At 71.5% G+C, this 24,309-nt stretch carries 26 protein-coding genes and 1 pseudogene; 11 read left to right on the top strand and 16 right to left on the bottom strand.

Features of this window, described 5'->3' with window-relative positions:
• Nucleotides 1-21 precede the first annotated feature (21 nt).
• Nucleotides 22-489 carry a GatB/YqeY domain-containing protein gene (locus tag ACWCP6_RS09905; RefSeq protein ID WP_450931859.1) on the top strand — a complete coding sequence of 156 codons (468 nt, stop codon included), beginning with the start codon at nucleotides 22-24 and terminating at the stop codon, nucleotides 487-489.
• A gap of 345 nt (nucleotides 490-834) precedes the next feature.
• Here ACWCP6_RS09905 and ACWCP6_RS09900 read toward each other — a convergent pair whose 3' ends face one another.
• The gene (locus ACWCP6_RS09900; protein ID WP_450931858.1) at nucleotides 835-1,395 is read right to left on the bottom strand and encodes a flavoprotein; all 561 of its coding nucleotides are present in this window, start codon (nucleotides 1,393-1,395) and stop codon (nucleotides 835-837) included.
• 546 nt (nucleotides 1,396-1,941) lie between these two features.
• On the opposite strand from ACWCP6_RS09900, the gene ACWCP6_RS09895 reads away from it, so the two are divergent.
• Both ACWCP6_RS09895 and ACWCP6_RS09890 read left to right on the top strand, forming a co-directional pair.
• Complete coding sequence (locus tag ACWCP6_RS09895; RefSeq protein ID WP_450931949.1) at nucleotides 1,942-3,327, top strand: FAD-binding oxidoreductase; 1,386 nt, start codon at nucleotides 1,942-1,944, stop codon at nucleotides 3,325-3,327.
• 16 nt (nucleotides 3,328-3,343) lie between these two features.
• Entirely contained in the window at nucleotides 3,344-4,468 is a 1,125-nt protein-coding gene (locus ACWCP6_RS09890; protein WP_450931857.1) for a sulfite oxidase, read from the top strand.
• Between the two features lie 100 nt (nucleotides 4,469-4,568).
• Here the strand turns inward: ACWCP6_RS09890 and ACWCP6_RS09885 are convergent, their stop codons facing one another.
• The 4 genes from ACWCP6_RS09885 to ACWCP6_RS09870 form a co-directional block, all read right to left on the bottom strand.
• Entirely contained in the window at nucleotides 4,569-4,880 is a 312-nt protein-coding gene (locus ACWCP6_RS09885) for an SHOCT domain-containing protein (protein ID WP_450931856.1), read from the bottom strand.
• Between the two features lie 84 nt (nucleotides 4,881-4,964).
• The gene (locus ACWCP6_RS09880) at nucleotides 4,965-5,402 is read right to left on the bottom strand and encodes a DUF6325 family protein (protein ID WP_450931855.1); all 438 of its coding nucleotides are present in this window, start codon (nucleotides 5,400-5,402) and stop codon (nucleotides 4,965-4,967) included.
• 87 nt (nucleotides 5,403-5,489) lie between these two features.
• The gene (locus tag ACWCP6_RS09875) at nucleotides 5,490-7,115 is read right to left on the bottom strand and encodes an MFS transporter (RefSeq protein WP_450931854.1); all 1,626 of its coding nucleotides are present in this window, start codon (nucleotides 7,113-7,115) and stop codon (nucleotides 5,490-5,492) included.
• Complete coding sequence (locus ACWCP6_RS09870) at nucleotides 7,116-7,286, bottom strand: hypothetical protein (RefSeq protein WP_450931853.1); 171 nt, start codon at nucleotides 7,284-7,286, stop codon at nucleotides 7,116-7,118. It lies immediately after the preceding gene.
• Nucleotides 7,287-7,387: 101 nt separating this feature from the next.
• Between ACWCP6_RS09870 and ACWCP6_RS09865 the strand changes: the two genes are divergently transcribed.
• Entirely contained in the window at nucleotides 7,388-9,427 is a 2,040-nt protein-coding gene (locus ACWCP6_RS09865) for an APC family permease (protein ID WP_450931852.1), read from the top strand.
• A gap of 45 nt (nucleotides 9,428-9,472) precedes the next feature.
• Here the strand turns inward: ACWCP6_RS09865 and ACWCP6_RS09860 are convergent, their stop codons facing one another.
• Nucleotides 9,473-9,892, bottom strand: a complete 420-nt coding sequence (locus tag ACWCP6_RS09860) for a TOBE domain-containing protein (RefSeq protein ID WP_450931851.1) — start codon at nucleotides 9,890-9,892, stop codon at nucleotides 9,473-9,475.
• A 31-nt stretch (nucleotides 9,893-9,923) separates the two neighbouring features.
• On the opposite strand from ACWCP6_RS09860, the gene ACWCP6_RS09855 reads away from it, so the two are divergent.
• Entirely contained in the window at nucleotides 9,924-10,340 is a 417-nt protein-coding gene (locus ACWCP6_RS09855) for a TOBE domain-containing protein (protein WP_450931850.1), read from the top strand.
• Nucleotides 10,341-10,363: 23 nt separating this feature from the next.
• Here the strand turns inward: ACWCP6_RS09855 and ACWCP6_RS09850 are convergent.
• A pseudogene (locus ACWCP6_RS09850) lies at nucleotides 10,364-10,627 on the bottom strand (PucR family transcriptional regulator); the annotation flags it as partial.
• 404 nt (nucleotides 10,628-11,031) lie between these two features.
• Between ACWCP6_RS09850 and ACWCP6_RS09845 the strand changes: the two are divergent.
• From ACWCP6_RS09845 to ACWCP6_RS09830, 4 genes are all read left to right on the top strand, one after another.
• Nucleotides 11,032-11,502 (top strand): molybdopterin-dependent oxidoreductase, encoded by a 471-nt coding sequence (locus ACWCP6_RS09845; RefSeq protein WP_450931849.1) that lies wholly within the window; start codon nucleotides 11,032-11,034, stop codon nucleotides 11,500-11,502.
• Nucleotides 11,503-11,684: 182 nt separating this feature from the next.
• Nucleotides 11,685-12,080 (top strand): TOBE domain-containing protein, encoded by a 396-nt coding sequence (locus ACWCP6_RS09840; RefSeq protein ID WP_450931848.1) that lies wholly within the window; start codon nucleotides 11,685-11,687, stop codon nucleotides 12,078-12,080.
• 156 nt (nucleotides 12,081-12,236) lie between these two features.
• Nucleotides 12,237-13,091 (top strand): molybdate ABC transporter substrate-binding protein, encoded by an 855-nt coding sequence (modA, locus tag ACWCP6_RS09835; RefSeq protein WP_450931948.1) that lies wholly within the window; start codon nucleotides 12,237-12,239, stop codon nucleotides 13,089-13,091.
• 30 nt (nucleotides 13,092-13,121) lie between these two features.
• The gene (locus ACWCP6_RS09830) at nucleotides 13,122-15,104 is read left to right on the top strand and encodes an ABC transporter permease (RefSeq protein WP_450931847.1); all 1,983 of its coding nucleotides are present in this window, start codon (nucleotides 13,122-13,124) and stop codon (nucleotides 15,102-15,104) included.
• Nucleotides 15,105-15,125: 21 nt separating this feature from the next.
• Here the strand turns inward: ACWCP6_RS09830 and ACWCP6_RS09825 are convergent, their stop codons facing one another.
• From ACWCP6_RS09825 to ACWCP6_RS09795, 7 genes are all read right to left on the bottom strand, one after another.
• Complete coding sequence (locus ACWCP6_RS09825; protein ID WP_450931846.1) at nucleotides 15,126-15,740, bottom strand: vitamin K epoxide reductase family protein; 615 nt, start codon at nucleotides 15,738-15,740, stop codon at nucleotides 15,126-15,128.
• 8 nt (nucleotides 15,741-15,748) lie between these two features.
• Nucleotides 15,749-16,252, bottom strand: coding sequence for a DUF5949 family protein (locus tag ACWCP6_RS09820; RefSeq protein WP_450931845.1), 504 nt, complete (start codon nucleotides 16,250-16,252; stop codon nucleotides 15,749-15,751).
• A gap of 358 nt (nucleotides 16,253-16,610) precedes the next feature.
• On the bottom strand, nucleotides 16,611-16,895 hold the full coding sequence (locus ACWCP6_RS09815) for a hypothetical protein (RefSeq protein ID WP_450931844.1): 285 nt from the start codon (nucleotides 16,893-16,895) through the stop codon (nucleotides 16,611-16,613).
• A 228-nt stretch (nucleotides 16,896-17,123) separates the two neighbouring features.
• Nucleotides 17,124-17,363, bottom strand: a complete 240-nt coding sequence (locus ACWCP6_RS09810; RefSeq protein ID WP_450931843.1) for a chaplin — start codon at nucleotides 17,361-17,363, stop codon at nucleotides 17,124-17,126.
• 237 nt (nucleotides 17,364-17,600) lie between these two features.
• On the bottom strand, nucleotides 17,601-18,419 hold the full coding sequence (locus tag ACWCP6_RS09805; RefSeq protein ID WP_450931842.1) for a chaplin family protein: 819 nt from the start codon (nucleotides 18,417-18,419) through the stop codon (nucleotides 17,601-17,603).
• Nucleotides 18,420-18,588: 169 nt separating this feature from the next.
• Nucleotides 18,589-18,846: a chaplin gene (locus ACWCP6_RS09800; RefSeq protein WP_450931947.1), complete on the bottom strand. Its 258-nt coding sequence runs from the start codon at nucleotides 18,844-18,846 to the stop codon at nucleotides 18,589-18,591.
• A 166-nt stretch (nucleotides 18,847-19,012) separates the two neighbouring features.
• Nucleotides 19,013-19,423 (bottom strand): rodlin, encoded by a 411-nt coding sequence (locus ACWCP6_RS09795; protein ID WP_450931841.1) that lies wholly within the window; start codon nucleotides 19,421-19,423, stop codon nucleotides 19,013-19,015.
• A 366-nt stretch (nucleotides 19,424-19,789) separates the two neighbouring features.
• Between ACWCP6_RS09795 and ACWCP6_RS09790 the strand changes: the two genes are divergently transcribed.
• The gene (locus ACWCP6_RS09790; protein ID WP_450931840.1) at nucleotides 19,790-20,200 is read left to right on the top strand and encodes a rodlin; all 411 of its coding nucleotides are present in this window, start codon (nucleotides 19,790-19,792) and stop codon (nucleotides 20,198-20,200) included.
• Nucleotides 20,201-20,821: 621 nt separating this feature from the next.
• A complete protein-coding gene (locus ACWCP6_RS09785; RefSeq protein ID WP_450931839.1) occupies nucleotides 20,822-21,229 on the top strand; it encodes a rodlin in 408 nt (135 codons plus the stop codon).
• 59 nt (nucleotides 21,230-21,288) lie between these two features.
• Here ACWCP6_RS09785 and ACWCP6_RS09780 read toward each other — a convergent pair whose 3' ends face one another.
• Entirely contained in the window at nucleotides 21,289-22,365 is a 1,077-nt protein-coding gene (locus ACWCP6_RS09780) for a glycosyltransferase (RefSeq protein WP_450931838.1), read from the bottom strand.
• 184 nt (nucleotides 22,366-22,549) lie between these two features.
• On the bottom strand, nucleotides 22,550-24,154 hold the full coding sequence (locus ACWCP6_RS09775; protein ID WP_450931837.1) for an SH3 domain-containing protein: 1,605 nt from the start codon (nucleotides 24,152-24,154) through the stop codon (nucleotides 22,550-22,552).
• Nucleotides 24,155-24,309 lie beyond the last annotated feature (155 nt).

Genomic DNA, 24,309 nt, shown 5'->3' with positions numbered 1-24,309 from the left:
CCCACCTGCCACAATCAGGGCATGACCACGCTCAAGTCGAAGCTTCAGGAAGACCTCAACGCCGCGATCAAGGAGCGCGACGAGCTGCGCTCCTCGACGCTGCGGCTGACCCTCGCCGCGATCACCAAGGAAGAGGTAGCGGGAAAGGAGAAGCGCGAGCTCTCCGACGACGAGGTGCAGAAGGTGATCACCCGCGAGGCGAAGAAGCGGCGTGAGGCCGCCGACGCGTTCGCGCAGGGCGGTCGCGCCGAGCAGGCCGAACGGGAGAAGGCCGAGGGCGAGGTCCTCGCGACGTACCTGCCCAAGCAGCTGTCCGACGACGAGCTGCGCGGGATCGTCGCGCAGGCCGTCGAGGAGGCCAAGGCCGCGGGCGCCGAGGGGCCGCGGGCGATGGGCCAGGTCATGAAGATCGTGAACCCGAAGGTGGCGGGGCAGGCCGAGGGCGGCCGGGTCGCCGCCATCGTGAAGGAGATCCTCGCGGGCGCCTGAGCCCGTGCACTCGGCACGTCGCGCCGCACCGGCGGGCGTCCCGCGCATGCCTGCACGTGAGCCGGTGCACCGGGTCGGCGAGCCGGCTCGGCCACGCGAGCACGTGCCTCACACCCGGCCGGCTCGCACACACGGGCATGTGCCTCACGGCCGACCGGTTCGCCCGTGGGAGCACGTGCCCACCCAGGCGAGTGGAAGCACCTGCCCACTCAGGCGAGCCGGCTCACTCGGGCGCCTGCACCTCGCGCACGAGGGTCCGTATGCGTAGAGGTCCTCGTACATAGGGGCCCGTACGCGTACGGGCCCTCGTGCACAGGCGCCCGCCCGCGGCCCCTGCCGCCGTCCTCAGGCGGTTCCCGGGCCGGCCGCCTCCGGGGCCAGCAGCTCCAACGCCTCCTCCCAGCGGAAGCGGGGCGCCTCGGCGACCGCCTCGGGCCGGTAGGGGGCGCAACTGCCGAACCGGACGCCCATCCCGCGCAGGGTTGTGAGGCTCTGCTCGTACGCGGGGTGGGCGGCCTGCGCCGCGTTCAGACAGGGCAGCGCGGCGGTCGGGATGCCCATGCCGTACGCCTCGCACAGGATGCCCAGCGCGAGCGTGTCGGAGATCCCCGCGGCCCATTTGTTGATCGTGTTGAACGTGGCCGGCGCCACCGCGATGGCGTCGGCGGGCGGCAGCGGGCGCGGTTCGCCGGGCAGCCGCCAGGCGGAGCGGATCGGGTAGCCCGTCCGCTCCTCGATCGCCGCCGCGTCGATGAAGCCGAGCCCCTGCGGGGTCGCCACCACGCCGACGTCCCACCCCCGCTCCTGCGCGGCCGTGATCAACGTCCCGACGCCACCGGCGATCCCCGATGCGCAGACCACGACATAGAGGAAGGGCTTCTTGCCCGAGGGGTTCTGCTCGCTCACATGGGCTCCCGGTCGGCGGATGAGACGGCGCCGTGTCGTGCGGCGCGCGGTCGTGCGGTCGTACGGTCGTGGTGTGGTGCCACGTGACGTGGTGCGTCGTGGTGCGGTGTCGTACGTCGTGGTGCGGTGCGGCCTACGTCACGAGGTGCGGTGCGGGCAGGGTACGGCACCTCAACGCCCGCGTTCCGAGCAGCCGTTCGCGATCTGTCGATACGCAGCAAGACCGGCCGAGCCGGGCCGCCGGTTCCGCGACGCCGCGGACTCGGGCCTGGACTCGGACTCGGACTCGCTCGGCCGGGTCCGTCGTGGCCGGCCGGGAGGTCGCGGCGCCCATCGCGGCGTTCCGGGAGCGGGCAGGTCGCGGTGGCCGATCCGGTCGGCCGCCTCGGTGATCGTGTCGGGCCCACAGACCGCCGTCCGGACGGTCGTGGAGCAGCACCTCGGGGGCCCGGCGGATTGCCGCCCCCCGACCCCGGTGGGACGCTGGTCGTGGGTGTCCTCCTGGCGTGGCCGTATCCGTTTTCGAAGGAGATCGGCATGGTCGGCATGGACGGCGAGACGCTGGACGCGATGCGGGGGGCGCTGCGCGGCCCCGTCATGGCGCCGGGTGACGCGGAGTACGACCGGGCCCGCACCCTCTACAACGCGATGATCGACAAACGGCCCGCCGCGATCGTGCGGTGCGCGGACGCCGCCGACGTGATGGACGGCCTGGACTTCGTCCGCGACCACGGCCTGGAACTCGCCGTGCACGGCGGCGGGCACAGCGGCCCCGGCCTCGGCCTCGTCGACGGCGGCGTGACCCTGGACCTCTCCCCCATGCGCTCCGTGCGCGTCGACCCCGGGACGCAGACCGCGGTCGTCGGCGGTGGCAGCGTGCTCGGCGACCTGGACCACGCCACGCACCCCTTCGGGCTCGGCACCCCCGCCGGGATCATGTCGACGACCGGCGTCGGCGGCCTCACGCTGGGCGGCGGACACGGCTATCTGACCCGCAAGTACGGGCTGACCATCGACAATCTGCTGGCCGCGGACGTCGTACTCGCCGACGGCAGCTTCGTCACGGCCGACGAGAAGCAGCACACGGACCTGTTCTGGGCACTGCGCGGCGGCGGCGGCAACTTCGGAGTCGTCACGTCGTTCACCTTCCGGCTCAACCCGGTGCACACCGTCGGTGCCGCCATCACCGTGTGGCCCGTGGACGACCTGCCCGACGTGCTCAAGTGGTACCGGGAGTTCCTGCCCCGGGCCTCGGAGGACCTCTACGGGTTCTTCGCGGTGCTGCGGGTGCCGCCCGGGCCGCCGTTCCCCGAGGAGCTGCACGGGCAGAAGGTGTGCGGCGTGGTCTGGTGCTGGACCGGCGACCTGGACCATCTGCAGCAGGCGTTCTCGGCGGTGTACGAACCGGCCAGGCCCGCCTTCCACTTCGCGACCCCGATGCCGTACCCGGCGCTGCAGACGATGTTCGACGAACTGATCCCGGCCGGACTGCAGTGGTACTGGCGAGGTGACTTCTTCGACCGCATCACGGACGACGCGATCGACGTGCACCTCAAGTACGCGAGCGCCATCCCGACCCCCCTGTCGACGATGCACCTGTACCCGGTCGACGGGGCCGCGCACCGGGTCGGCCCCGACGACACGGCGTTCAGCTTCCGGGACGCCGTCTGGTCCGGGGTCTTCGCCGGGATCGACCCCGACCCGGCCAACGCCGAGACGATCAAGCAGTGGTGCACCGACTACTGGTCGGAGGCGCATCCGACGTCGATGGGCGGCGCGTACGTGAACTTCATCGGCGCGGACGAGGGCAAGCACCGGGTCCAGACCACCTACCGCGACCACTACGACCGGCTCGCGCGTGTGAAGGCCGCGTACGACCCGTCGAACCTGTTCCACGTCAACCAGAACATCGAGCCCAGCGCGGCCGTGTAGGCGCAGGTCCCTCCTCATGCGCACCCGGATCCGCGACATCAGCGCACCCGGCCGGCTCGCGGACCGCGGCGAGGGCGTCGGCCTCGACGAGCTGGCCCTCGCCGCGCGCAACCACGCCATGCCGCTGGAGGCCCTGCGGCTCGATGTGACCCCTCCGGGGCTGCACTACGTCCTCGTGCACTACGACATCCCGCCCGCCGACCCGGCCGAGTGGCGGCTGGTGGTGGGCGGCCGGGTGCGTACGCCGCTGACGCTGGACCTCGCGGCGCTGCGGGCGCTGCCCGCGGTGACACAGCGGGTGACGCTGGAGTGCGCGGGCAACGGCCGAGCCCGGCTCACCCCCCGCCCGGTGAGCCAGCCGTGGCTGACCGGCGCGGTCGGCACCGCCGACTGGACAGGCGTCGAGCTGCGAGCACTGCTGGACGCGGCCGGGGTCGAACCCGACGCCGTGGAGGCCGTGTTCACCGGTGCCGACCACGGCGTGGAGCGCGGCGTCGAGCAGGACTACCGGCGCAGTCTGCCGCTGGCGGCGGCGCTGGACCCGGCCCGGCGGGTGCTGGTCGCGTACGCGATGAACGGCGGTCCGCTGCCGCCGCAGCACGGGTACCCGCTGCGGCTGGTGGTGCCAGGCTGGTACGGCATGGCCCAGGTGAAGTGGCTGCGGGAGATCACCCTCACCGACGTGCCCTTCACGGGCTACCAGCAGCACGTCTCGTACCGCTACCAGCAGCGCCGCGGCGATCCCGGCGAGCCCGTCACCCGGATCGAACCGCGTGCGCTGCTGGTCCCGCCCGGATTCCCGGACTTCATGTCCCGTGTGCGCGTCGTCCGCCCCGGTCCGGTGGACCTCGCGGGCCGCGCCTGGTCCGGATACGCCCCCGTGGTGCGTGTCGAGGTGAGCACGGACGACGGCGGCACCTGGCACGACGCCGAACTCGCGGCTCCGGACGCGCAGCACCCGTGGGCCTGGCGTGCCTGGCACACCGTCTGGTCCGCGGCCCCCGGCCACCATGTGCTCGGCGCCCGCGCCACCGACGCCGACGGCCGCACCCAGCCCCTGGAGCCGCCCTGGAACCGGGGCGGTTACGGCAACAACGCGGTGCAGCGGGTCCCGGTCCTGTGCACGCACGAGGCAGGGTGAGCCGAGCCGCAGCCGGGCCGGCGGCGCGGGCCACCGGCCACCGGGGCAACGATCGGGAGGGCGACGATCGGGCGGAGACGCGGCCGGGCGGCCCAGGACGTCAGGAGGCGAGAATCCGCCCCTTCTGCTCCTCGAACTCCGCCTCGCTCAGGACTCCTTGTGCCTTCAGCTCGCCCAGCTGCTTGAGCTGGTCGATCTTGTCCTCCATGCTCACGGCGGCGGGCGCGGAAGGCGCGGGCTGCGGGGGCGCCGCCGGGGCCTGCTGCGCGTACTCCGGCTGGGCGTACTGCTGCTGTGCGTTCTCCTGCTGCGCCCACCGTCCGGCCTGGCGCCGCGACACGCGGTTGGACACGGCCGTCGCCGTCCCGGCGACCACGGCCGTACGGGCGACTCCTCGAAGCAGACCGGGCATGTTTCCCACTCCTCGTCGGGGTTCTCGGTGGATCGTCGGGCACATCTCGTCCTCGTGGGACGCGACGGCACGGCGGGACGACGGTCAGGGCTCCGTGGCGTCCAGGATCTCGACGAGGTCCTGGAGCGGGACCCGGCCGCTCGCCACGACCTGGGCGCCGCTGCGGCGCAGCGCCGCTGCGAAGGGCGCGGCCCAGAGGTTCTCGTAGACGAGGATCCCGGCCGAGTCGCCGGGTTCGAGGACGCTCGCGGCCTCGGCGAAGTCCTCGTCGCCCAGCACACCCGCGGAGGCGCCCTCGAACACGGCGAGGTCCAGCTCACCGTCCCCGGTGAGGTCGGCGATCTCCAGTCCGACGATGCTGCCGTCCTGTTCCTTCTTGATGAATTTCAGGTCGATGACCCGGATCAGCCCGCGCTCGGACAGGTCCACCAGCAGGGGGAAGGCCTCTCCGGTCAGACGGCTGCCGGGGAATTCGACGACCAGGTAGTCGATCGGGCCCATCTCGTCGATCTCGTCGCTCACGTCGGCTCCTCGGAGACAGAACCTGCTCACTGTCGACACCACCCATAACGCCACAAAAGCCGCAATGGGCACAGAAGAATCGTAGCTCTACCTCCCGGAGGCCTCAGCACTCGCCGCCCCGGCCGGGCGCGTCCCCGGCAGGTGCCGGGTGAAGGCGAAGCTGGCCAGCGTGATGGCGGAGACGGCGAGAATGCCCGTCTTGAGGCCCGCGAGCTGCGCCGCAGCGTACTGCTCGACGATGGCGTCGGCCTCGGCCGGCGGCACCGCCGCCTCGGCGAGGGCCGTCCGGACCTGCTGGGTCGGCACGAAGCCGATCCCGGCCTCGATCCGGATGCCGGCCTGCTGCCGTACGGCGTCCGAGATGCGCGGATCGCTCGCGATGAGCGATCCGAAGGCCACGGCCAGCGCCCCGATCAGGACGGCGCCGACGAGTGCGGTGCCCAGCGACGACCCCAGGTTCTGGGCGGTGTACTGGAGGCCGCCGACCTCGCTGCGGTCCTCCTCGCCGACGCTCGACTGCACGATGTTGCCCAGCTGGGACGCGAGCAGCCCCATGCCGATGCCGAGCAGCGCCATCGCGCAGGCGAACGACAGGTCGTCGAGGGCGGGTTCGATGGTGGCGAGCAGCCACAGTGTCGAGGCCAGCAGCACCACCAGACCCGCCCGGACCACCGTGCGCGGCGCGGCGAACCGGGCGAGCAGCGGACCGCTCATGGACGCCACGAGCATCGTGACCGACACGGGCAGCAGACGCAGCCCCGTCTCGAAGGCGTCAAGGCCCTGGACGACCTGGAGGTAGAGCGGTACGGCGAAGAACACGCCGAGCATGATGAGATTCTGACTGACGAGCACGAGCAGCCCGGAGCGCAGGGTCGGGAGCGCGAACAGCCCGGGGCGCACCAGCGGAATCCGCCCCTGCCTCTCCCGTCGGCGTTCCCACGTGCCGAAGAGATGCAGCACGGTGGCCCCGGCCGCGACGACGAACAGGGTCGGGGCGAAGCCGAAGACGGTCACCGGTGTGTTGCGCGGCTTGAGCCAGCCCCAGGTGCTGCTCTGCAGGATGCCGAGGACCACCAGGATCATGCCGGCCGCCGAGAGCACCGCTCCCACGACGTCGAGACGCATCCGCTCGGCTGCGGGGCGGTCCCGGGGGATCCAGCGCATGAGCAGCAGGATGACGGCCACCAGGACGACTTCGCCCGCGAAGACCAGCCGCCAGGTCAGATAGGTGGTCACCCAGCCGCCGAGCAGGGGGCCGACGGCGATTCCCGCACCGGCCAGCCCGCCGATCACGCCGTAGGCGACGGCACGGTCCCGTCCCCGGTAGGAACCCGCGACCAGCGCCGCGAGTGCCGGGAGCACCAGCGCGGCCCCCAGCCCCTCGATGACCGACCAGCCGACGGCGAGCACCCACAGCACGGGCGCCAGGGCGGTGAGCGCCGACCCGACGCCGTAGACCGCGAGGCCGATGCCGAACATCCGCCGTCGCCCGAACATGTCGCCCAGTCTGCCGCCGGTGATCATGAAGGCAGCCATGACCAGCGTGTAGAGGGTGATGACGGCCTGGATGGACGTCACGTCGGTGTCGAAGTCCTCGACCAGACGGCTGATCGACACGTTCATCACGGACGTGTCCAGCACCATGAGGAACTGGGCGGTGCCCAGGACGGCGAGGGCTTTCCAGTGCCCCGTCGGCCCGCCGGACGCGGGCACCTAACCGTGCTCCGGATGCGTGGCGTCGGCGCGGCAGCCCGTGTGCCGTCCGGGGCGCCGGCCGCCGTGGGCGGGGAGGCGGCCCCGCGGCGGGATGCGGTGGCCGTCGCGCTGGAGGCCGCGGAGGATGCCGGAGCGGTGACGGTCGCCTTCCGGAACGGCTGGGGTCATGTCCTCAGCGTGTCCCGTGCACGTACGCCCACCGGCGCACGACGCACCGGACGCGCCCCGAATCCGCTGAACAGTCGCATGGCTCGGCTTACGCTCGCGGCGTGCCCCACCTGACCGGCCTGCTCAAACGCCTGGTGATCGGCCGGGCCAAGCGCAGCGAAGAACTGCACGAGACGCTGCTGCCGAAGCGGATCGCGCTGCCGATCTTCGCGTCGGACCCGCTCTCCTCCGTCGCGTACGCGACCCAGGAGATCCTGCTGGTCCTGACGCTGGGCGGGCTGACGTATCTGCACTTCGCACCGTGGGTGGCCGCGGCCGTCGTGGCGCTGATGACGGTGGTGGTGCTGTCCTACCGGCAGGTGGTGCACGCCTATCCGAGCGGCGGCGGCTCGTACCAGGTGGCGTCCACGAACCTCGGCGCGTCCGCCGGACTCGTGGTCGCCGCCTCGCTGCTCGTCGACTACGTCATGACGGTCGCCGTGTCGGTCGCGTCGGGGGTCGACAACATCATCTCGGCGCTGCCGTCGACGGCCGGCCACCGGGTGGCGATGGCGATCGGGTTCGTCGCGGTGCTCACCGCCATGAACCTGCGCGGGGTGCGCGAGTCGGGGCGGGCGTTCGCGACGCCGACGTACCTGTTCGTCGGCGGCGTACTGATCATGGTCGTCACGGGTCTGATCCGCTGGATGGCGGGCGATCCACCGGTCGCCGAGACCGCCCGCTACGGCATCGCGCCCGCACCCGGGTACACCGGCCTCGCGGGCTTCGCGCTGCTGATGCTCGTCCTGCGGGCCTTCTCCTCCGGGTGCACGGCGCTGACCGGTGTGGAGGCGATCTCCAACGGCGTACCGGCCTTCCGCAAGCCGAAGGCGAAGAACGCGGCCACGACCCTGCTCACGATGGGCACCCTGGCGGTGGCCATGTTCAGCGGCGTGACGGCCCTGGCGCTGATCTCCGATGTGCACATCACCGACGGCTCCTGCCGGCTCGTGGGTCTGCCGGACTGCGGCGGCTACACGCAGCGCACCGTCATCGCCCAGCTGGCGGCGGCCGTCTTCGGGGGCGAGCACACCTTCGGCTTCTACTTCATCCAGGCGGTCACCGCACTGGTGCTGATCCTCGCCGCGAACACGGCCTTCAACGGCTTCCCGCTGCTCGCCTCGATCCTCGCCCAGCACCGCTATCTGCCGCGCCAGCTGCACTCGCGCGGCGACCGGCTCGCCTTCTCCAACGGCATCCTGGCGCTGGCGGTGGTCGCCGGGCTGCTGCTGTGGGGCTTCCGGGCGAACGTCACCAGCCTGATCCACCTGTACATCCTGGGCGTGTTCACCTCCTTCACACTGTCGCAGGCCGGCATGGTGCGGCACTGGAACCGCGCGCTGCGCACCGAGCCGGACCGGGCGGTGCGCCGTCGCCACCACGCCGCCCGGGCGATCAACGCGGTGGGCTCCGTCGTGACCGGTCTGGTGCTGGTGATCGTGCTCGCCACCAAGTTCCTGGAGGGCGCCTGGCTCGCGGTGCTCGCGGCGGCGGTGCTGTGGCTGAGCATGCGGTCCATCCGCCGCCACTACGACTCCACGGCCGCCGAGCTCGCGGTCACCGACCCGCACGGCGAACTCGTCGCCCCGTCCCGGGTGATCGCGATCGTCCTCGTCTCGAAGGTCCACAAGCCCACGCTGCGGGCGCTCGCCTACGCACGCGCGATGCACTCCGACCAGCTGGAGGCGCTGACCGTGTCGGTGGACCGCGACGAGGCCGCCGCGCTGCAACGGGACTGGGAGCGGTACGGCATCGAGGTGCCGCTGAAGGTCCTCGACTCGCCCTACCGGGAGGTGACCCGGCCGGTCGTGGAGTACGTGCGCTCCATCCGGCGCGAGAGCCCGCGGGACGTCGTCGCGGTCTTCATCCCCGAGTACGTGGTGGGGCGCTGGTGGGAGAACCTGCTGCACAACCAGTCGGCGCTGTGGCTCAAGACCCGGCTGCTGTTCATGCCCGGTGTGATGGTGACCAGCGTGCCGTGGCAGCTGACCTCGTCGGCGCGGGCCGACCGCCCGGCCGCGCGGGCTCCCGGGTCGGTCCGCCGGGGCGAACCGCCGCCGGCGACGGGACGTTCCGGGGCACGACGCCGGCAGCACCGGTGATGGCGGTGGCGGCGGGTGCTCCGGCGGCGGCCGCGGTCGGGTCGGTCACTCGGCTTCGAGTGCGACCTCCGTCGACTTGATCAGGGCGACGACCGTGGTGCCGTCGGCGAGGCCCAGGTCCGCAACGGCGTCCTTGGTGATGGCGGCGGTCAGTTCGGCGCCCGCCACGGACACCTTCACGGTCGCCATGGCGCCGCCGGTGGCGACCGAGGCCACGGTGCCGGGGATCTGGTTGCGGATGCTGATGCCGTCGACCGGGCCGGTGGCGAGGGAGACCTCGGTCGACTTGATCAGCGCCCGGACCCGGGAGCCCGCGGTCAGCTTCAGGTCCTCGACGGCCTCCAGCGTGACGGCGGCGGTGATCTCGCGCCCGCCCGCGAGGCCGACCTTCACCGTGGCCATGACCTCGCCCGGGGTGACGGAGGTGACGGTTCCGGGGATGCGGTTGCGGATGCTCAGTGTCATGGCGTCACCCTCGCACGCCTACAGTGCAGGAGTGCCGAACTACACCATTGGCCAGACCGCGCGCCTCCTCGGCGTGAGCTCCGAGACAGTGCGCCGCTGGGCCGACAGCGGCCGGCTCCGGATGGACCGGGACGGGTCGGGCAACCGCGTCATCGACGGGGTGAGCCTGGCCGCGTTCGCGAAGGACCGGGCGGCCGACGCGGAGACGGCCGCCGAGCCGTCCGCCACCTCGGTGCGGAACTCCTTCACGGGCATCGTGACCGCGGTGACCTGCGACGACGTCGTCGCCCAGGTGGAACTCCAGGCCGGGCCGCACCGCGTGGTGTCCCTCGTCTCGCGCGAGGCAGTCGACGAACTGGGGCTGACCGTGGGCGTCACGGCGACCGCCCGGGTGAAGTCGACGCACGTGTACGTGGACCGGCCGCAGAGCCGGGGCGGACGGGCGTAAGCACGGGGCGGGGCCGGCGGGTGTCAGCTGCAGAGCAGGGCCGCCCGCAGGTCGAGACGGTCGTCGAGCCGCGAGAGGTCCCGGCCGGTCAGGGTCTCGATGCGCTGGATGCGGTAGTGGACCGTGTTGACGTGCAGATGCAGCGCCTCGGCGGTACGCGCCCAGGAGCCGTTGTGCGCGAGGAAGGACTCCAGGGTCTCGCGCAGCATCCGCGAGGAGACGTTGCCGTCGTCGAGCAGCGGCCCGAGCACACCCGATCCGTAGGCGGCGCGCGCCTCGGCGGGTATTAGAAGAGCTTCGACGTACATGGGATCTCACATTCACCAGGCTGAGACGGGATAAAGAATCGTAAATGCAAGCCGAAGCACCCACTAGACCTCTTGTTTAATCATCCATCACCCGACCCGGGCACTGGTGCGTTCCGTGCCGACGGGGGCCGCACCCGCTGCCGAGCAGGCGCCCGTCGCCGGGCGCGCTCCGGGCCGGGCACCCCGGCGCGCTCCGGGCCGGGCACCCCGACGGCGCACGGGCCGGAGGATTGGCGAGATCGGGCACTTGCCAGCCCATATGGCGCTGCTGTCTCATATCAGCCAGACGAATGTGCCGTTTCCCCTCTCATTTCTGGTTCCGCTGTCTTCCCGCCGGGCATTCATGAGGGGATGACCGCGGCATCCGGACCGGAGGGATTGGGATGAGCCGACTCGTCGAGCCACCGCGTTCCACTGCACAGACCGGCACCTCGCTGCTCGTCACCGGCGAGGTGGAGCGGCCGGCCCTGTTGAGCGTGGCCGACCTGCGCGCGGAGTGGCCGCGGCACGCGGCCGACGTGGTGTTCGACTGCGCGACCAGCGGCCCCCGGCACCACACCTTCGCCGGCCCGCTGCTGCGGGACGTCGTCACCACGGCCGGTCCCGCCTTCGACCCGCGCCGCCGCAAGGACCGCTCCCGCTTCCTGCTGGAGATCAACGGCGAGGACGGGCACCACACCGTGCTGTCCTGGGCGGAGATCGACGAGGACTTCGGCGACGCACCGATCCTGCTCGCCACCGAGCTCGACGGCGAGGGGCTCGACGCCACGGGCAGCCAGCTCGTCGTCCCCTCGGACCGCTGCGGCGCCCGGTACATCAGCAAGATCACCCAGATCCGGCTGAGTCACCGCTAGCGGGCGTCCTGCCGAGCACCCCGATCGCGGCCCGACCAGCAGGACACCTCCCCGGGCCCGTCGCACACACCGGCACGGACATCCCCGAACGTTTGTACGTTCCTCTTACAGGGGTCGCATCTGCCATGGAGAATGACCCGATCACTTGCAAATAAGAGGTTTGAGCCCATAGCTTGAGGCCCATGCAGTCCTACACAATCGGCCAGGCCGCGCGTCTGCTGGGCGTCAGTCCCGACACCGCGCGACGCTGGGCCGACGCGGGCCGGGTGGCGACCCTGCGCGACGAGAGTGGACGGCGTCTGATCGACGGCCGGGACCTCGCCGCATTCGCCATCGAGGTCGCGCAGGGCGGCGTGGGCGAGGAGGACGAGTCGTACACCTCCGCCCGCAACGCCTTCCCGGGCATCGTCACCGCCGTCAAGCTCGGCGACGTCGCCGCCCAGGTGGAGATCCAGGCCGGGCCGCACCGGCTGGTCTCCCTGCTCACCCGCGAGGCCGTCGAGGAACTCGGCCTGGAAGTCGGCATGCAGGCCACCGCCCGCGTGAAGTCCACCAACGTGCACATCGACCGCAGCTGACCCTGTCCTCGCGCAGCGCACACGTACCGCACCGCTCTTCTCCGGCACAGCCTTCTTCTTGGACCAGCGGCGTCGCCCGTCCCCGGCGCGGCTCGTCCCTTCCGCTCGGGCGGTTTCAACCGGCCCGCCACACCAAGGAGTTCCACCGTGTCCCGCATGTCCTCGTCGGACAGAAGCCCCGCCCAGCCGTCGCACGACCGCCGCCTCGCCCGGCCGCTCACCGTGCGCCGCCGCGCCGCCGCCGCGGTCGTCACCGCCGCCCTCCTCGTCCCGCTCGCCGCCTGCGGCGGCAACGACAAGAAGGACGACGGCGGCAAGAAGGGCAGCGGGTCCCCGCAGGCCGAGAAGGTCGACCTGACGGTCCTCGCCGCCTCCTCGCTCACCGACGTCTTCAAGACCGAGGCCGACGCGTACGAGAAGGCGCACCCGGGCACGAAGATCACCTTCTCCTTCGCGGGCTCGCAGGAGCTGGCCGCGCAGGTCAAGAACGGCGCCCCCGCCGACGCGCTGGTCACCGCCGACACCAAGACCATGGACGGGCTGAAGTCCGACACCGGCGCACCGGCCGTCATCGCCAAGAACCGTCTGGTCATCGCCACCGGCAAGGGCAACCCGAAGAAGGTCGAGAACCTCAAGGACCTCTCCGACACCAAGCTGAAGGTCGTCCTCGCGGCGCCCGAGGTGCCCGTCGGCCGCTACAGCAAGCAGATCCTCGACGCCCAGAAGATCACGGTGAAGCCGGTCTCGCAGGAGCCCAACGTGCGCGCCGTCCTCAGCAAGGTCGAGCTCGGCGAGGCCGACGCCGGCCTGGTCTACAAGACCGACGCGCAGACCGCGCCCACCAAGGTCGACGCCATCACCATCCCCGACAAGCAGAACGCCGTCGCCTCCTACCCGGCGGCGGCCCTCAAGTCGTCCAAGCACGCCGCGGCCGCAGCCGACTTCGTGAAGTGGCTGTCCAGCCCCGAGGCGCAGAAGATCCTTCAGGACGCGGGCTTCCAGAAGCCGTAAGCGTCCACGGCCGCCGATGAGGGACACCCCATGAAACGCTCCCGCGCCCGCACGCCCCTCGGCCTCGCGGTGCCCGCGCTGTTCGCGGTCGCGTTTCTGCTGCTGCCCCTCATCGGCGTCCTCGCCCGTACGTCCTGGGGCGAGCTCGGCACCCATCTCACCGCTCCGGACTCGGTCACCGCCCTCAGGCTGTCGCTGCTCGTGTCCTTCTGGGCGCTCGGCCTCTCCCTGGTGCTCGGGGTGCCGCTGGCCTGGCTGCTGGCCCGGGTCCCCTTCCCGGGCAAGGCGTTCGTACGGTCCCTGGTGCTGCTGCCGATGGTGCTGCCGCCGACGGTCGGCGGTGTCGCGCTGCTGCTCGGCCTCGGGCGGCGCGGGCTGATCGGGCCGTGGCTGGAGGACTGGTTCGGCGTGACGCTGCCGTTCCACACGTCCGGCGCGGTGGTCGCCGCCACCTTCGTGTCGATGCCCTTCCTCGTGATCAGCCTCGAGGGGACGCTCGCCGGGCTGAGCCTCCGGTACGAGGAGACCGCGGCCTCCCTGGGCGCCTCGCCGCTGCGTGTGTTCTTCACCGTCACGCTGCCGATGGTCGCGCCGGGCCTCGCCGCGGGGGCCGCGCTCACCTGGGCGCGCGCACTGGGCGAGTTCGGGGCCACCATCACCTTCGCGGGCAACCTTCCCGGGACGACGCAGACGCTGCCGCTCCAGGTGTACCTGCTGCTCCAGGACAACCCCGAGGCGGCCACGTCCGTCTCGCTGCTGCTGCTGGCGATCGCCATGGCGGTGCTGGTCATGCTGCGCGGACGGTGGCGCGGCGCGGCGCCCGTGGCGGCGGCCGGCCGGATGGCGGACGAGCTCACGGACGCACCCTCACCGGGAGCCGCGCCCGTCGACGCCCCCGCGACGGAGCCGGCCGGTCGCCCTCGGCCGGACAAGGAGCCGCTCCCCGCCGCGTGGGCCGGCGACGACACCCGCACCTCCGAGTGGCCGCTGCACACCCGCGTCACCGGCCACACCCGCCTCACGCTCGAGGCCGCGCCCGGCACCACCATCGCGGTCGTGGGCCCCAACGGCGCCGGCAAGACCACCCTGCTCCGGGCGTTGCTCGGACTGACCGACCGGGCCCACGCCGAACTCCGGCTCGGGGACGACGATGTGACCGCGCTGCCGCCGCACCGCCGCGGGGTCGCCTGGGTCCCGCAGGACGGGGCGCTGTTCCCGCATCTGAGCGCGCTCGCCAACACCGCGTACGGGCTGCGGATGAGCGGTGTGCCGCGGGCCGAAGCCCGCCGGGCCGCGCAGCTGTGGCTGGACCGGCTCGGGGTCGGGCACCTCGCCCACCGCAGGCCGGCCCAGCTGTCCGGTGGACAGGCCGGGCGGGTCGCGCTGGCCCGGGCGCTGGCCGCGCGGCCGCGGCTGCTGCTCCTCGACGAGCCGCTCGCCGCGCTCGACCAGACGACCCGCGCCCATGTGCGCCACACACTGCGGACCCATCTCGACGGCTTCGGCGGAGTCTGCCTGATCGTCACGCACGACCCGGTGGAGGCGGTGTCGCTGGCCGACCGGGTGCTGGTGCTGGAGGACGGCCGTGCCCTCCAGGACGCGCCGCCCCCCGAACTCACCCGGCACCCGCGTTCCCCGTGGGTGGCCCGGATGCTCGGGCGCAACGCCTGGTCCGGCACCGCGACCGCCGACGGCCTCGAACTCCCCGACGGGTCACGGATCGTGGCCGCCGAGCCGGTCAGGCCCTCCGTGCCGGCGCTGGCGATCATCCCGCCCGAGGCGGTGTCCGTGCACCGTGACAAGCCCGAGGGCAGCCCCCGCAACGTATGGCCCGGCACGGTACGCGAACTGACCTCGGTGGGCAGCCGGTTGCGCGTGCTGATCACCTCGGACCAGGCGCCCGACCTGGTCGCCGAGATCACCCCGCAGGCGGCGGGGGACCTCGGCCTGCGCGACGGCGTCGCCGTCTTCACCAGCGTCAAGGCCACCGAGGTCACGCTCGTCACGACCTGAGCGCGGCCGGCACGGCCGACGTCAGCCCGTCCAGAAGTCCCACCACCGGGTCAGGATCAGCATGCCGATGACCCCGAGGTGCAGCAGCGGCACCAGCCAGGTGAAGTCGTCGAAGAACCCGCGCAACCAGGCCGGGGCGGGCAGCAGTTGCTCGCGTACGACGAGCGACGTCACGTACCAGAACATGACGATCGTGGCGATCCACGCGAGGACGCACCACAGACAGAGTGCGTTGATGCGGTACAGCGACTGGAACTGCAGCCAGGTGCAGAAGGCGACACCGAAGAGCGTGCCCGCGGTGAAGGTCAGCCAGTACCAGCGGGGGAACCGCGCGCCCGCCAGCAGGCCGGTGCCGACGCAGACGACGACGGCGTAGCAGACGAGCCCCAGCATCGGGTTCGGGAATCCGAACGCCGACGCCTGGGGGCTCTTCATGACACTGCCGCACGCCACGACCGGATTCAGGCTGCATCCCGGGACGAAGCCCGGGTTCTCCAGCAGCTTGAACTTGTCGAGCGTGATCACCCAGGAGGCCAGCAGTCCGGCCGCCCCCGTGACGATCAGCAGCACCGCGAACGCCCGGCCCGTGCCGAGCGCGCGTCGGACGGCCGCACGCCCGGATGCGGCGTCGTGCACGGAAGGCCCTATCCGCGCAGGCTGCGAGCGGGCAGCAGCACGTGCGCCGCCGCTGTCAGGGTCTCCTCGGACCCGGCGAACGCGGCGAGGCTCTCCTCCGGGACCGGGGAGCCCGGTTGCGCCTCGGGCCAGGGACGCGTGGTGAAGACGAGACAGGCGTGACCGCGCTGCCGCACCGCGACCAGCCACTCGGGCGGTACGGCGCACTGGGCCTTGAACCGCGCCATGGTGACCACGGCCTGCCCCGCCTCCACGAGCAGCCCGAAGGGCAGCCCCGGCTGCTCGGTGCCGTCCACCACGGGTCCCCCGATCGGCAGACCGGAGCTGCGGAGCAGGGCCGCGACTGCCTCCGCCGACGCGGCGGGGCCGCCCTTCCCGTCGCCGAGGGAGTAGGCCAGCAGGAAGGGCATGTCGCCCTGCTCGTCCGGGTGTGCGCCGCTCCACGCCAGCACGGCGAGGGTGCCCAGGTCGTCCGGCTGGACGGGGGGTGTTGCAGTGGGGGAAGAAGTCACCCCGGCACGGTAGCGACAACACACCCCGCCCCGGCCGTCCTCGTCACCCGTCCGGACGAGCCGCGGAGCCCGATCACACGAAGGAGTGGGAGAGGTGCGAACACACCGGCGGACGCACTAGGTCGTGTCCGCACAGTAGCGCCGTCTGCCCGGAGGGCAGGGCTCGCGGCGTCCGGTGCTGGGGGCACCTCCCACGCCGTTCAGGCTGTGGGGGAGCATCGCAAGGCGGAGGGTCGCCCGCGTGCTGGGTGTACACGGGTGATCCCGACAACGCGGCTGGGGGTACCTCCCACGCCCTTCAGGCAGTGGGGGAGCCGTGCCAGGCGTCGCGAGCCAGGCGGGACTTTGCGGACACGGCCTAGGACCCGTGCGCGAGCGGGAGACCGCCCAGGAGGCGTGCGGGGGTGCTGCCGCCCGCGCCGAGGCCGTCAGTCGCCTCCCTCAGGGAGTGCACGACGGAGCCCTGCTTCTCGGTGTCGATGGCGTCCGTGTGCAGCGGCTGCACGTCGAGCGTCCGCTGGCTGCCGAGCGTCTCCAGGGCCCCGTTGAGGCTCGTGGGCATGCCTGACGCGAAGGCGGGTGCGGCACCCCCGACGACGACCATCGACCCGACAACGGCGGCTGCGGCCTTCAGGGACTTCATCGTGATCCTTTCTTCGGCGCCGGGCGTCGCCGGAGGGAATCCTCACCGTGCAGACCCGTACGCCCGCGATCTTGCTTCCTTCTGGGTAACGAGCCCTCTGTGCCGCAGAAACCCCCGCCCGGGCATTTTCCCGGCCTCCCACCCGAACGAAGAGGGCATGCGCAAAAGGGCCCGGCCGCGTCCTCCTGTGGGGAGGCCGCGGCCGGGCGCGAGAGAACTGCTGGTGTGTCAGCCGTTGGCGCAGGTGTTGCCGAACGCCGGGTTCAGCAGACCGACGACGTCGACGGTGTTGCCGCAGACGTTGACCGGGACGTGGACCGGCACCTGGACGACGTTGCCCGAGACCACACCCGGGGAGTCGGTCGCCGAACCCGAGGCACCGCTGTCGGCGGCGGCGATGCCGGTGGTGCCCGCCACGGCTGCGGCGGCGAGGGTGGACAGAACAAGGGCCTTCGCGGAACGCGACATGGAGAGATACTCCTTGAGGAAGTGATGCAACAGCGGGGCTGAATGCCCGACTCATGGCTCAACGGCCGCCATGCGTGCAGGTTCCGGGTCCAAAAGGGTGATTTCCTCACCCTTTTCCCGTGACGCGACACGGTCGGGCGGAACGACGGGGATACGTTTCCGCGTCGTTCACCGGGTTCCCGGGCGGCTCGACGGCCGCACCGGGCCCCGGGGGCGGCCATCGGTGGCCGGGTCGGGCTAGCGGCGGGACGCGACCCTGCCGCGGCGGTACAGAAGACCGCCGGCGACGAGCAGACCGGCACTGGCGGCCGCAGCAGCGGCCAGGTCCTGGTCGGTTCCGGTCGCCGCGAGCGTGGCATCGGCGGGCGTCTGCTCCCGGGACACCGAGGAGGACACGGCGGACCCGCCGACGTCGACCGCAGGAGTCACAGCGTTCTGCGCGGGGGGAGTGACCGGAGCGGGCAGGGTCGTCCCCGTCGCGGGCACCGTCGGCTGCGACGGCTGCGACGGCTGGGTCGGCTGCGACGGCTGCGACGGCTGCGACGGCTGCGTGGGCTGGGTCGGCCCCGACGGCTGCGACGGCTGCGTGGGCTGCGACGGCTGCGACGGCTGGGTCGGCCCCGACGGCTGCGACGGCTGCGACGGCGCCTGCTGCGTCGTTGCCACGGGCGCGTCGTTGGCGCATCCGTTGCCGAAGACGGGGTTGAGCGCCCCGACCACGTCGACGGAGTTGCCGCACGCGTTCACCGGAACATCGACCGGCGCCTGCACGGTGTTGCCCGATCCGACGCCGGGCGAGTTCTGGGTCGAACCGACGGCCGTCGAGCCGGTGGCCGAGGTGCCGGTGGCGGTCTGCGACCCGTTGGAGCACGAGTTGCCGAACGCGGGGTTGAGCGCCCCGACCACGTCGACGGAGTTGCCGCACACGTTCACCGGAACATCGACCGGCGCCTGCACGGTGTTGCCCGAGAGAACACCGGGCGAGTCGGACGCACTCCCGTCCGCGTCCGAAGCGGCGAACGCATACGAACCGGGAAGGGACAGAATGCTCGTCACAGCCGCGGCCGTGAGCACTCCCTTGCTGAGAGCCTTACGCAATGTAGTGGTCTTCCTGCTCGCAGAGAGAAGCGCCGGCCTTGGATCCGTTCACGATGGGTCCAAGGCCAGCGGGTGCCGCGACCCGGATGGCCGCGGCGTGACATAGGAGCCGAGCCGGCCTGCTATGTCAGCCGTTGGTGCAGGCGTTGCCGGACACCGGGTTCAGCAGCGCGATCACGTTCAGGCCGTTGCCGCAGGCGTTGACCGGAACGTGGATCGGCACCTGGATGACATTGCCGGACAGCACACCGGGGGAGTTGGTGGCGCTGCCGCTGGCACCGGAGTCGGCAATGGCCGGGGCTGCGGCACCGAGGGCCAGGAACAGGCCTGCGGCGACAATCGCGGTCTTCTTGTGCTTCACGGGGTTTCCCTTCTCTGCGGTCATGGCGATGTGTCGGAAGCAACCGAGCGAGCACGCATTCAGGGCTCGCACCATGACCTGCAGCATGTAAACGACCAAAAACGCACATAGGAACCGCGACCCGGGCCTCTTTCCCGCATATTCACCCGAATAGCGAGTGACCAAAGGCCCGGCGGACAAAGATCGTTGATCAGCTGTTGCCGGTTCCGTTGCCGGAGAGCACCGGGATGTCGTCCAGGACATGCGACAGCGGCTCGTCGCCCTTGGCCTGGGTGGAGTTCTCGACGCACTGCTGACTCTGCGGCGAGGACAGGACGTTGACGTCCTGCACGCTGACGGGCACGACACCGACGAGCGAGCCGGCGTTGACCTTGCCGGGCAGGCCGACGCAGGGCTTGTTCAGCGAGCCCTGGACCAGCGCGAACTGCGGGCTCATGGCGCCGGTCGTCGCGGAGTTGCCGTACGACTGCTGGGCGTTCAGGCCACTGGAGGCGGACGTACCCGTGTCGTCGCCGATCGCCAGGGCCTGGGGGGCGGTCATCGCCGAGACTCCGGCGACGGACGCGGTGAGGGCGGCCGCGGCCACAACCTTCTTGAGCATTTTCCGTGTTCCTTATTCCGATGGGACGGACACGCGAGTACTGAGACCGACACTCAGGTACCGGCTTGATACTCAACTCGCCGCGCGCACATCGGTTTCGCTGATTCACCCGGTCGCTCCGCGCGGCGCACCCGGAACACCCACGCTGTCCGATCATCCTTTTTGCACGGCTCTCGGACCGCGTTCCCGGAATCCGTGCCGCGGGGTGACCGTCCACCCGCGGAAAAGCCCTCCACAACAGGCTCGCTCCCGGTCAGCCATCAGGGTGAAGAGGTGCAACCATCCGGATCGGGCCGAGTTGGGCATGACGCTCCGGCCTGGCCTGTGTGCCAACAGGACCGGGCTTCTCCAGAAAGGGAAAGACTCGTGATCAAGAAGGTTATGGCCGCGGCCGCCCTCACCGCGTCCTTCGTCGGAGCGGCCGCCGCTTCCGCGCCGCAGGCGCTGGCCCTCGGTGACGACACCGGTACGTCCGCCACCAGCGGCAACAACTCCACGCAGTCGTACGGCAACTCGGCGACCCAGGGCGCCATGAGCCCGCAGTTCGCGCTGGTCCAGGGCTCCCTGAACAAGCCCTGCGTCGGCCTGCCCGGCAAGGTCAACGCCGGCTCGCTCGTCGGCGTCGTGCCGATCACCGCCCAGGACCTCAACGTCCTGTCCTCGCCGCAGACCCAGCAGTGCACCGAGAACTCCACCCAGGCCAAGGGCGACGAGGCCCTGTCGCACATCCTGGACGACATCCCGGTGCTCTCCGGCAACGGCACCAACAACAGCTGAACCACCCCCGACGGGGCGGGATCTCCCCGGTCGACGGGCCGCCGTGCACGCACGGCGGCCCGTGGTCCGTCCGGCGCGCGTGCACGGCGGCCCCTGTGTGGTCGTGCCCGTCGGCCGTGGCCCGTCGTGCACGGACGGGTCCGTCGCCCCCGGCCCGCACTGCGGCCGTCGCCGCCGGCGCTCACCTCGGCCAGCAGTTGCGCGTGACGATCGCCTCCCATTCGGGATCGGGTCTGCCGGGCAGCGTCCGGCCCTGTCGGCGCCAGGCCTGCAGGAGCGCCGTATAGAGAGGATCGGGCGCCATGGCATCCGGCGCTCTTCTGCTCCCGGGAATGTAGCTCTGCCTTTTCCAGCCGCCTCTGAATTCCGCCATGTCGCCTCGCCGTCGATGGTTCCGTGCCGGCGCATTCGTTCCTCGGCCGACCGCCGGTGAAACGGCAGGCACCGCCGTTCGGCGTCGCCGTTCTCCCTTCTCACCCGCAGGGCGTACGGGGGCGCGTCACGGCAATGCGGGCAAGGCGAATCCATCGATCGGGTCAACTCGCGCAACCGCCGGGCGGAAAGCACAGTTGATCATCATGCAGCTCCGTCCCCGGAGCCCGCTTTCGAAAGGGAAAGAACATGAAGAAGCTGTGGGCCGCCGCCGCCGTGGCCGCCTCCGTCGCCGGAGTCTCGGCGATGGCCGCCCCCCAGGCCCTGGCGATCGGCGACGACACGGGCACCTCGGCGCAGAGCGGCAACGGCGCCATGCAGTCGTACGGGAACTCCGCGACGACCGGTGACATGAGCCCGCAGTTCGCGCTGGTCCAGGGCTCGCTGAACAAGCCCTGCGTCGGCCTGCCCGGCAAGGTCAACGCCGGCTCGCTCGTCGGCGTCGTGCCGATCACCGCCCAGGACCTCAACGTCCTGTCCTCGCCGCAGACCCAGCAGTGCACCGAGAACTCCACCCAGGCCAAGGGCGACGAGCCGCTGTCGCACGTCCTCGACAACATCCCGGTGCTCTCCGGCAACGGCACCAACAACGGCTGAACCAGCCTCGAAGGGGCCGGCCACCGCATCACGGGCCGGCCCCTTCGGCCTGTCCGGGGTCATCCGACGCGCGGCTCGCACACGGTGCGCGAGGCCCTGCCCGTGCGCTGGAGGACGAACGCGCGATGGGCGAGGGTCCGCGAACGGTACGCGTCGGGAAGGTCCTGGAGGGTCAGCAGGCGTTCGCACGCCGCCAGGGACGCGTCCGGGGAGCCGGTCCAGTACGAGGTGACGGAGTACTCGTGGAGCAGTCCCCAGCGGTAGACCCACGGCTGTACGTACAGGAGGTCGTCGGGCGCGGCGCGGTCCACGACCGCGCTGAGGATCGCGTGCGCCGCATGGTGCCGGCCCATCCGGCGCAGCCGGGCGGTCAGTTCGTAGCAGGCTTCGAGGCGCTGGGGTCTGGCCTCCCAGGCGCGCAGGAAGGCGTCCATGGCGCCGGGCCAGTCGTCGTCGGCCGCCCTCAGTACTCCTGCCTGGAGCAGTGAGCAGTAGATCTCCTCGGGCCATCCGCCCATCGCGGCCCGGCGCTCGTACAGTTCGACCGCCCTCCGGGAGTCGCCGAGGGCGTGCATGGTCCGGGCGAGGTGGTAGACCGCACGGCTGCGGTGCGGATCGCGCTCGAGCTCCGCGGTGAGCAGACGTGCGTCCCGGGTGAGTTTGTCCGTTCGCGAGCGGCCGTCGTCGATCTGTTCGATGGCCAGGGCCCCCAGGCGGGCCCGGGTGGTGGGGACGTCCGTCGTCAGATACGCGTGGGTGGCTCCCTCGTAGCGCCAGGCGATCCCCGACCTGACCAGCCGTCCCACCCAGCACTCGGCGTCGCCGACGTGCCGCAGCAGATAGGAGTCGGCGGTCAGCGCAGGGAGCGGGCCTTCTCTGCGGACCACCATGTCGGCGTCGATGAGCAGAAGGTAGTCGGACGTCCCGCGAGCGTGCGCGAGGGTGAGCGTCCGGTTGTGGCCGAAGTCCGTCCAGGGCTCCTCGTGGAGCTTCCCCGGGATCCCGTCGAGAGCGGTGCGGACCAGGTCCTGGGTGCCGTCGGTCGACCCCGTGTCGGAGATGACCCAGTGGTCGACGAGGTCACGTACGGATGCGAGGCACCGCTCGATGACGCGTGACTCGTTCTTCACGATCATGCACAGGCAGATGGTCGGCTTCACCGGGCGGTCGCTCTCGTGTGGACGGGTGGGGGCGCCGGACCCCGGGGAGCGCGAGGGCGGTGTCGAACCGTACGCGCCGCCCGGGAAGGGCGGTGGAAAGCGGCCGTGCCGCCCGCGGGAAGGCGGGCGGCACGGTTGTTGAGTTGCAGAGTGTCCGGCGTCAGGCGGACGGCTGGCACACCGTCGTGACGGTGACGGTGGCCGGGTCGAGGCCGGGGTTGCTGAGGACGACGACCCAGGTGGCACCGCTCGGGAAGTCGGACGAGGCCGAGACCATGCCCGTACCCGTCGTCTGCTGCCAGCCGCCGGCCACAGCCACCTGGCCGGCGGGGCAGGTACCGCCGCCGACCGCCACACCCACGGCGCCGGGGGCGAGGACCTGCGTGTTGGCCTGGAAGGTCGTGCTCGTGCTGCCGGCCGGACCCGTCGGACCGGTCGCACCGTTGGTGCCGTTGGTTCCGTTGGTTCCGTTCGTGCCGTTGACGCCGGCAGGGCCCGTCGGACCCGTGGCACCGTCAGCACCGTTGAGGCCGTTCGTGCCGTTCGTGCCGTTGACACCGGCCGGACCCGTCGGACCCGTCACACCGTTGAGGCCGTTGGTGCCCGCAGGACCCGTCGGGCCCGTCGCACCGTCAGCTCCGTTGAGGCCGTTCGTGCCGTTCGTGCCGTTGGTGCCGTTGACACCGGCCGGACCCGTCGGACCCGTCACACCGTTGGTGCCGTTCGTGCCGTTGACGCCGGCAGGACCCGTCGCACCGGTCGCACCGTTGAGGCCGTTGGTGCCCGCAGGACCCGTCGGACCCGTAGCACCGTTGGTGCCGTTGGTGCCGTTGAGGCCGTTCAGACCGGCGGGACCCGTCGGACCGGTCGCACCGTTGGTGCCGTTGGTGCCGTTGGTGCCGTTGGTGCCGTTGGTACCGTTCAGACCGGCGGGACCCGTCGGACCGGTCACACCGTTCAGGCCGGCCGGACCCGTGGCACCGGTCGCGCCGTTGAGGCCGTTCAGACCCGCAGGGCCGGTCGCGCCGGTCGCACCGTTCAGACCGTTCAGACCCGCGGGGCCGGTCGCGCCGGTCGCGCCGATGGGACCCGTCGAACCGGTCGCACCGTTCAGACCGTTCAGACCCGCAGGACCCGTGGCACCGGTCGCACCGTTCAGACCGTTCAAACCGTTCAGACCCGCAGGACCCGTCGGGCCGGTCGCACCGTTCCCACCGACAGGACCCGTCGCACCCGTGGCGCCGTTGAGACCGTTCAGACCGGCGGGACCGGTCGCACCCGTGGCACCGTTCAGACCGTTGAGACCGTTCAGACCCGCAGGACCCGTGTTGCCCTTCGGACCGGTCGGGCCCGTGGCACCGTTCAGGCCATTCAGACCGGCGGGACCCGTGGCGCCCGTGTCGCCCTTCGGCCCCGTGGGGCCGAACGGACCGGTCGGACCCGTCGCACCGATCGGCCCGGTGACCGAGCAGGCCGGAACGCCGATCGCGTCGACGTAGCGGGCGCTGACGTAGCCGGGCCCGCTCGCCAGCTTGTACCAGTGCTGGTTGCCGTCAACGTTCTCGCCCAGCTCGTAGCACAGGATGCTGACGGTCGCGCCGTTCGGGAACGAGCCGAGCGACGACGAGGCCGTCGTCGGCGACTGACGGATGTTCACACCGCCCGCCGCGTTGACGGTCCCCGAGACCGCCGCGCGCAGCTCCTTCAGAGCGGCCTGCCCTGCCTTCGTGCCGGCCACCTGGCCCTGCACAGACTGAGCGTGCACCGCCGAAACAGGACCGCACAGGCCCCAGGTAAGACCGAGGCTCACTGCCCCGAGAACCAGCGACGACGTGCCACCGGTCTTAACAGCCCCACGCACCAAAACCCACCATGCCTTCCATGACGAAAATGCCGAGGAATGAGGTGCAGCCAGGAAAC

The sequence above is a fragment of the Streptomyces sp. NPDC002004 genome, from assembly GCF_053593975.1.
This window is presented reverse-complemented; position numbering and strand designations above follow the sequence as displayed.

Coding starts and splice junctions, on each gene's coding strand:
- ACWCP6_RS09905 (WP_450931859.1), top strand. CDS start 22: ATGACCACGCTCAAGTCGAAGCTTCAGGAAGACCTCAACGCCGCGATC.
- ACWCP6_RS09895 (WP_450931949.1), top strand. CDS start 1,942: ATGGACGGCGAGACGCTGGACGCGATGCGGGGGGCGCTGCGCGGCCCC.
- ACWCP6_RS09890 (WP_450931857.1), top strand. CDS start 3,344: ATGCGCACCCGGATCCGCGACATCAGCGCACCCGGCCGGCTCGCGGAC.
- ACWCP6_RS09885 (WP_450931856.1), bottom strand. CDS start 4,880: ATGCCCGGTCTGCTTCGAGGAGTCGCCCGTACGGCCGTGGTCGCCGGG.
- ACWCP6_RS09870 (WP_450931853.1), bottom strand. CDS start 7,286: ATGACCCCAGCCGTTCCGGAAGGCGACCGTCACCGCTCCGGCATCCTC.
- ACWCP6_RS09860 (WP_450931851.1), bottom strand. CDS start 9,892: ATGACACTGAGCATCCGCAACCGCATCCCCGGAACCGTCACCTCCGTC.
- ACWCP6_RS09845 (WP_450931849.1), top strand. CDS start 11,032: ATGAGCCGACTCGTCGAGCCACCGCGTTCCACTGCACAGACCGGCACC.
- ACWCP6_RS09840 (WP_450931848.1), top strand. CDS start 11,685: ATGCAGTCCTACACAATCGGCCAGGCCGCGCGTCTGCTGGGCGTCAGT.
- modA (WP_450931948.1), top strand. CDS start 12,237: ATGTCCTCGTCGGACAGAAGCCCCGCCCAGCCGTCGCACGACCGCCGC.
- ACWCP6_RS09830 (WP_450931847.1), top strand. CDS start 13,122: ATGAAACGCTCCCGCGCCCGCACGCCCCTCGGCCTCGCGGTGCCCGCG.
- ACWCP6_RS09815 (WP_450931844.1), bottom strand. CDS start 16,895: ATGAAGTCCCTGAAGGCCGCAGCCGCCGTTGTCGGGTCGATGGTCGTC.
- ACWCP6_RS09810 (WP_450931843.1), bottom strand. CDS start 17,363: ATGTCGCGTTCCGCGAAGGCCCTTGTTCTGTCCACCCTCGCCGCCGCA.
- ACWCP6_RS09800 (WP_450931947.1), bottom strand. CDS start 18,846: ATGACCGCAGAGAAGGGAAACCCCGTGAAGCACAAGAAGACCGCGATT.
- ACWCP6_RS09795 (WP_450931841.1), bottom strand. CDS start 19,423: ATGCTCAAGAAGGTTGTGGCCGCGGCCGCCCTCACCGCGTCCGTCGCC.
- ACWCP6_RS09785 (WP_450931839.1), top strand. CDS start 20,822: ATGAAGAAGCTGTGGGCCGCCGCCGCCGTGGCCGCCTCCGTCGCCGGA.
- ACWCP6_RS09780 (WP_450931838.1), bottom strand. CDS start 22,365: ATGATCGTGAAGAACGAGTCACGCGTCATCGAGCGGTGCCTCGCATCC.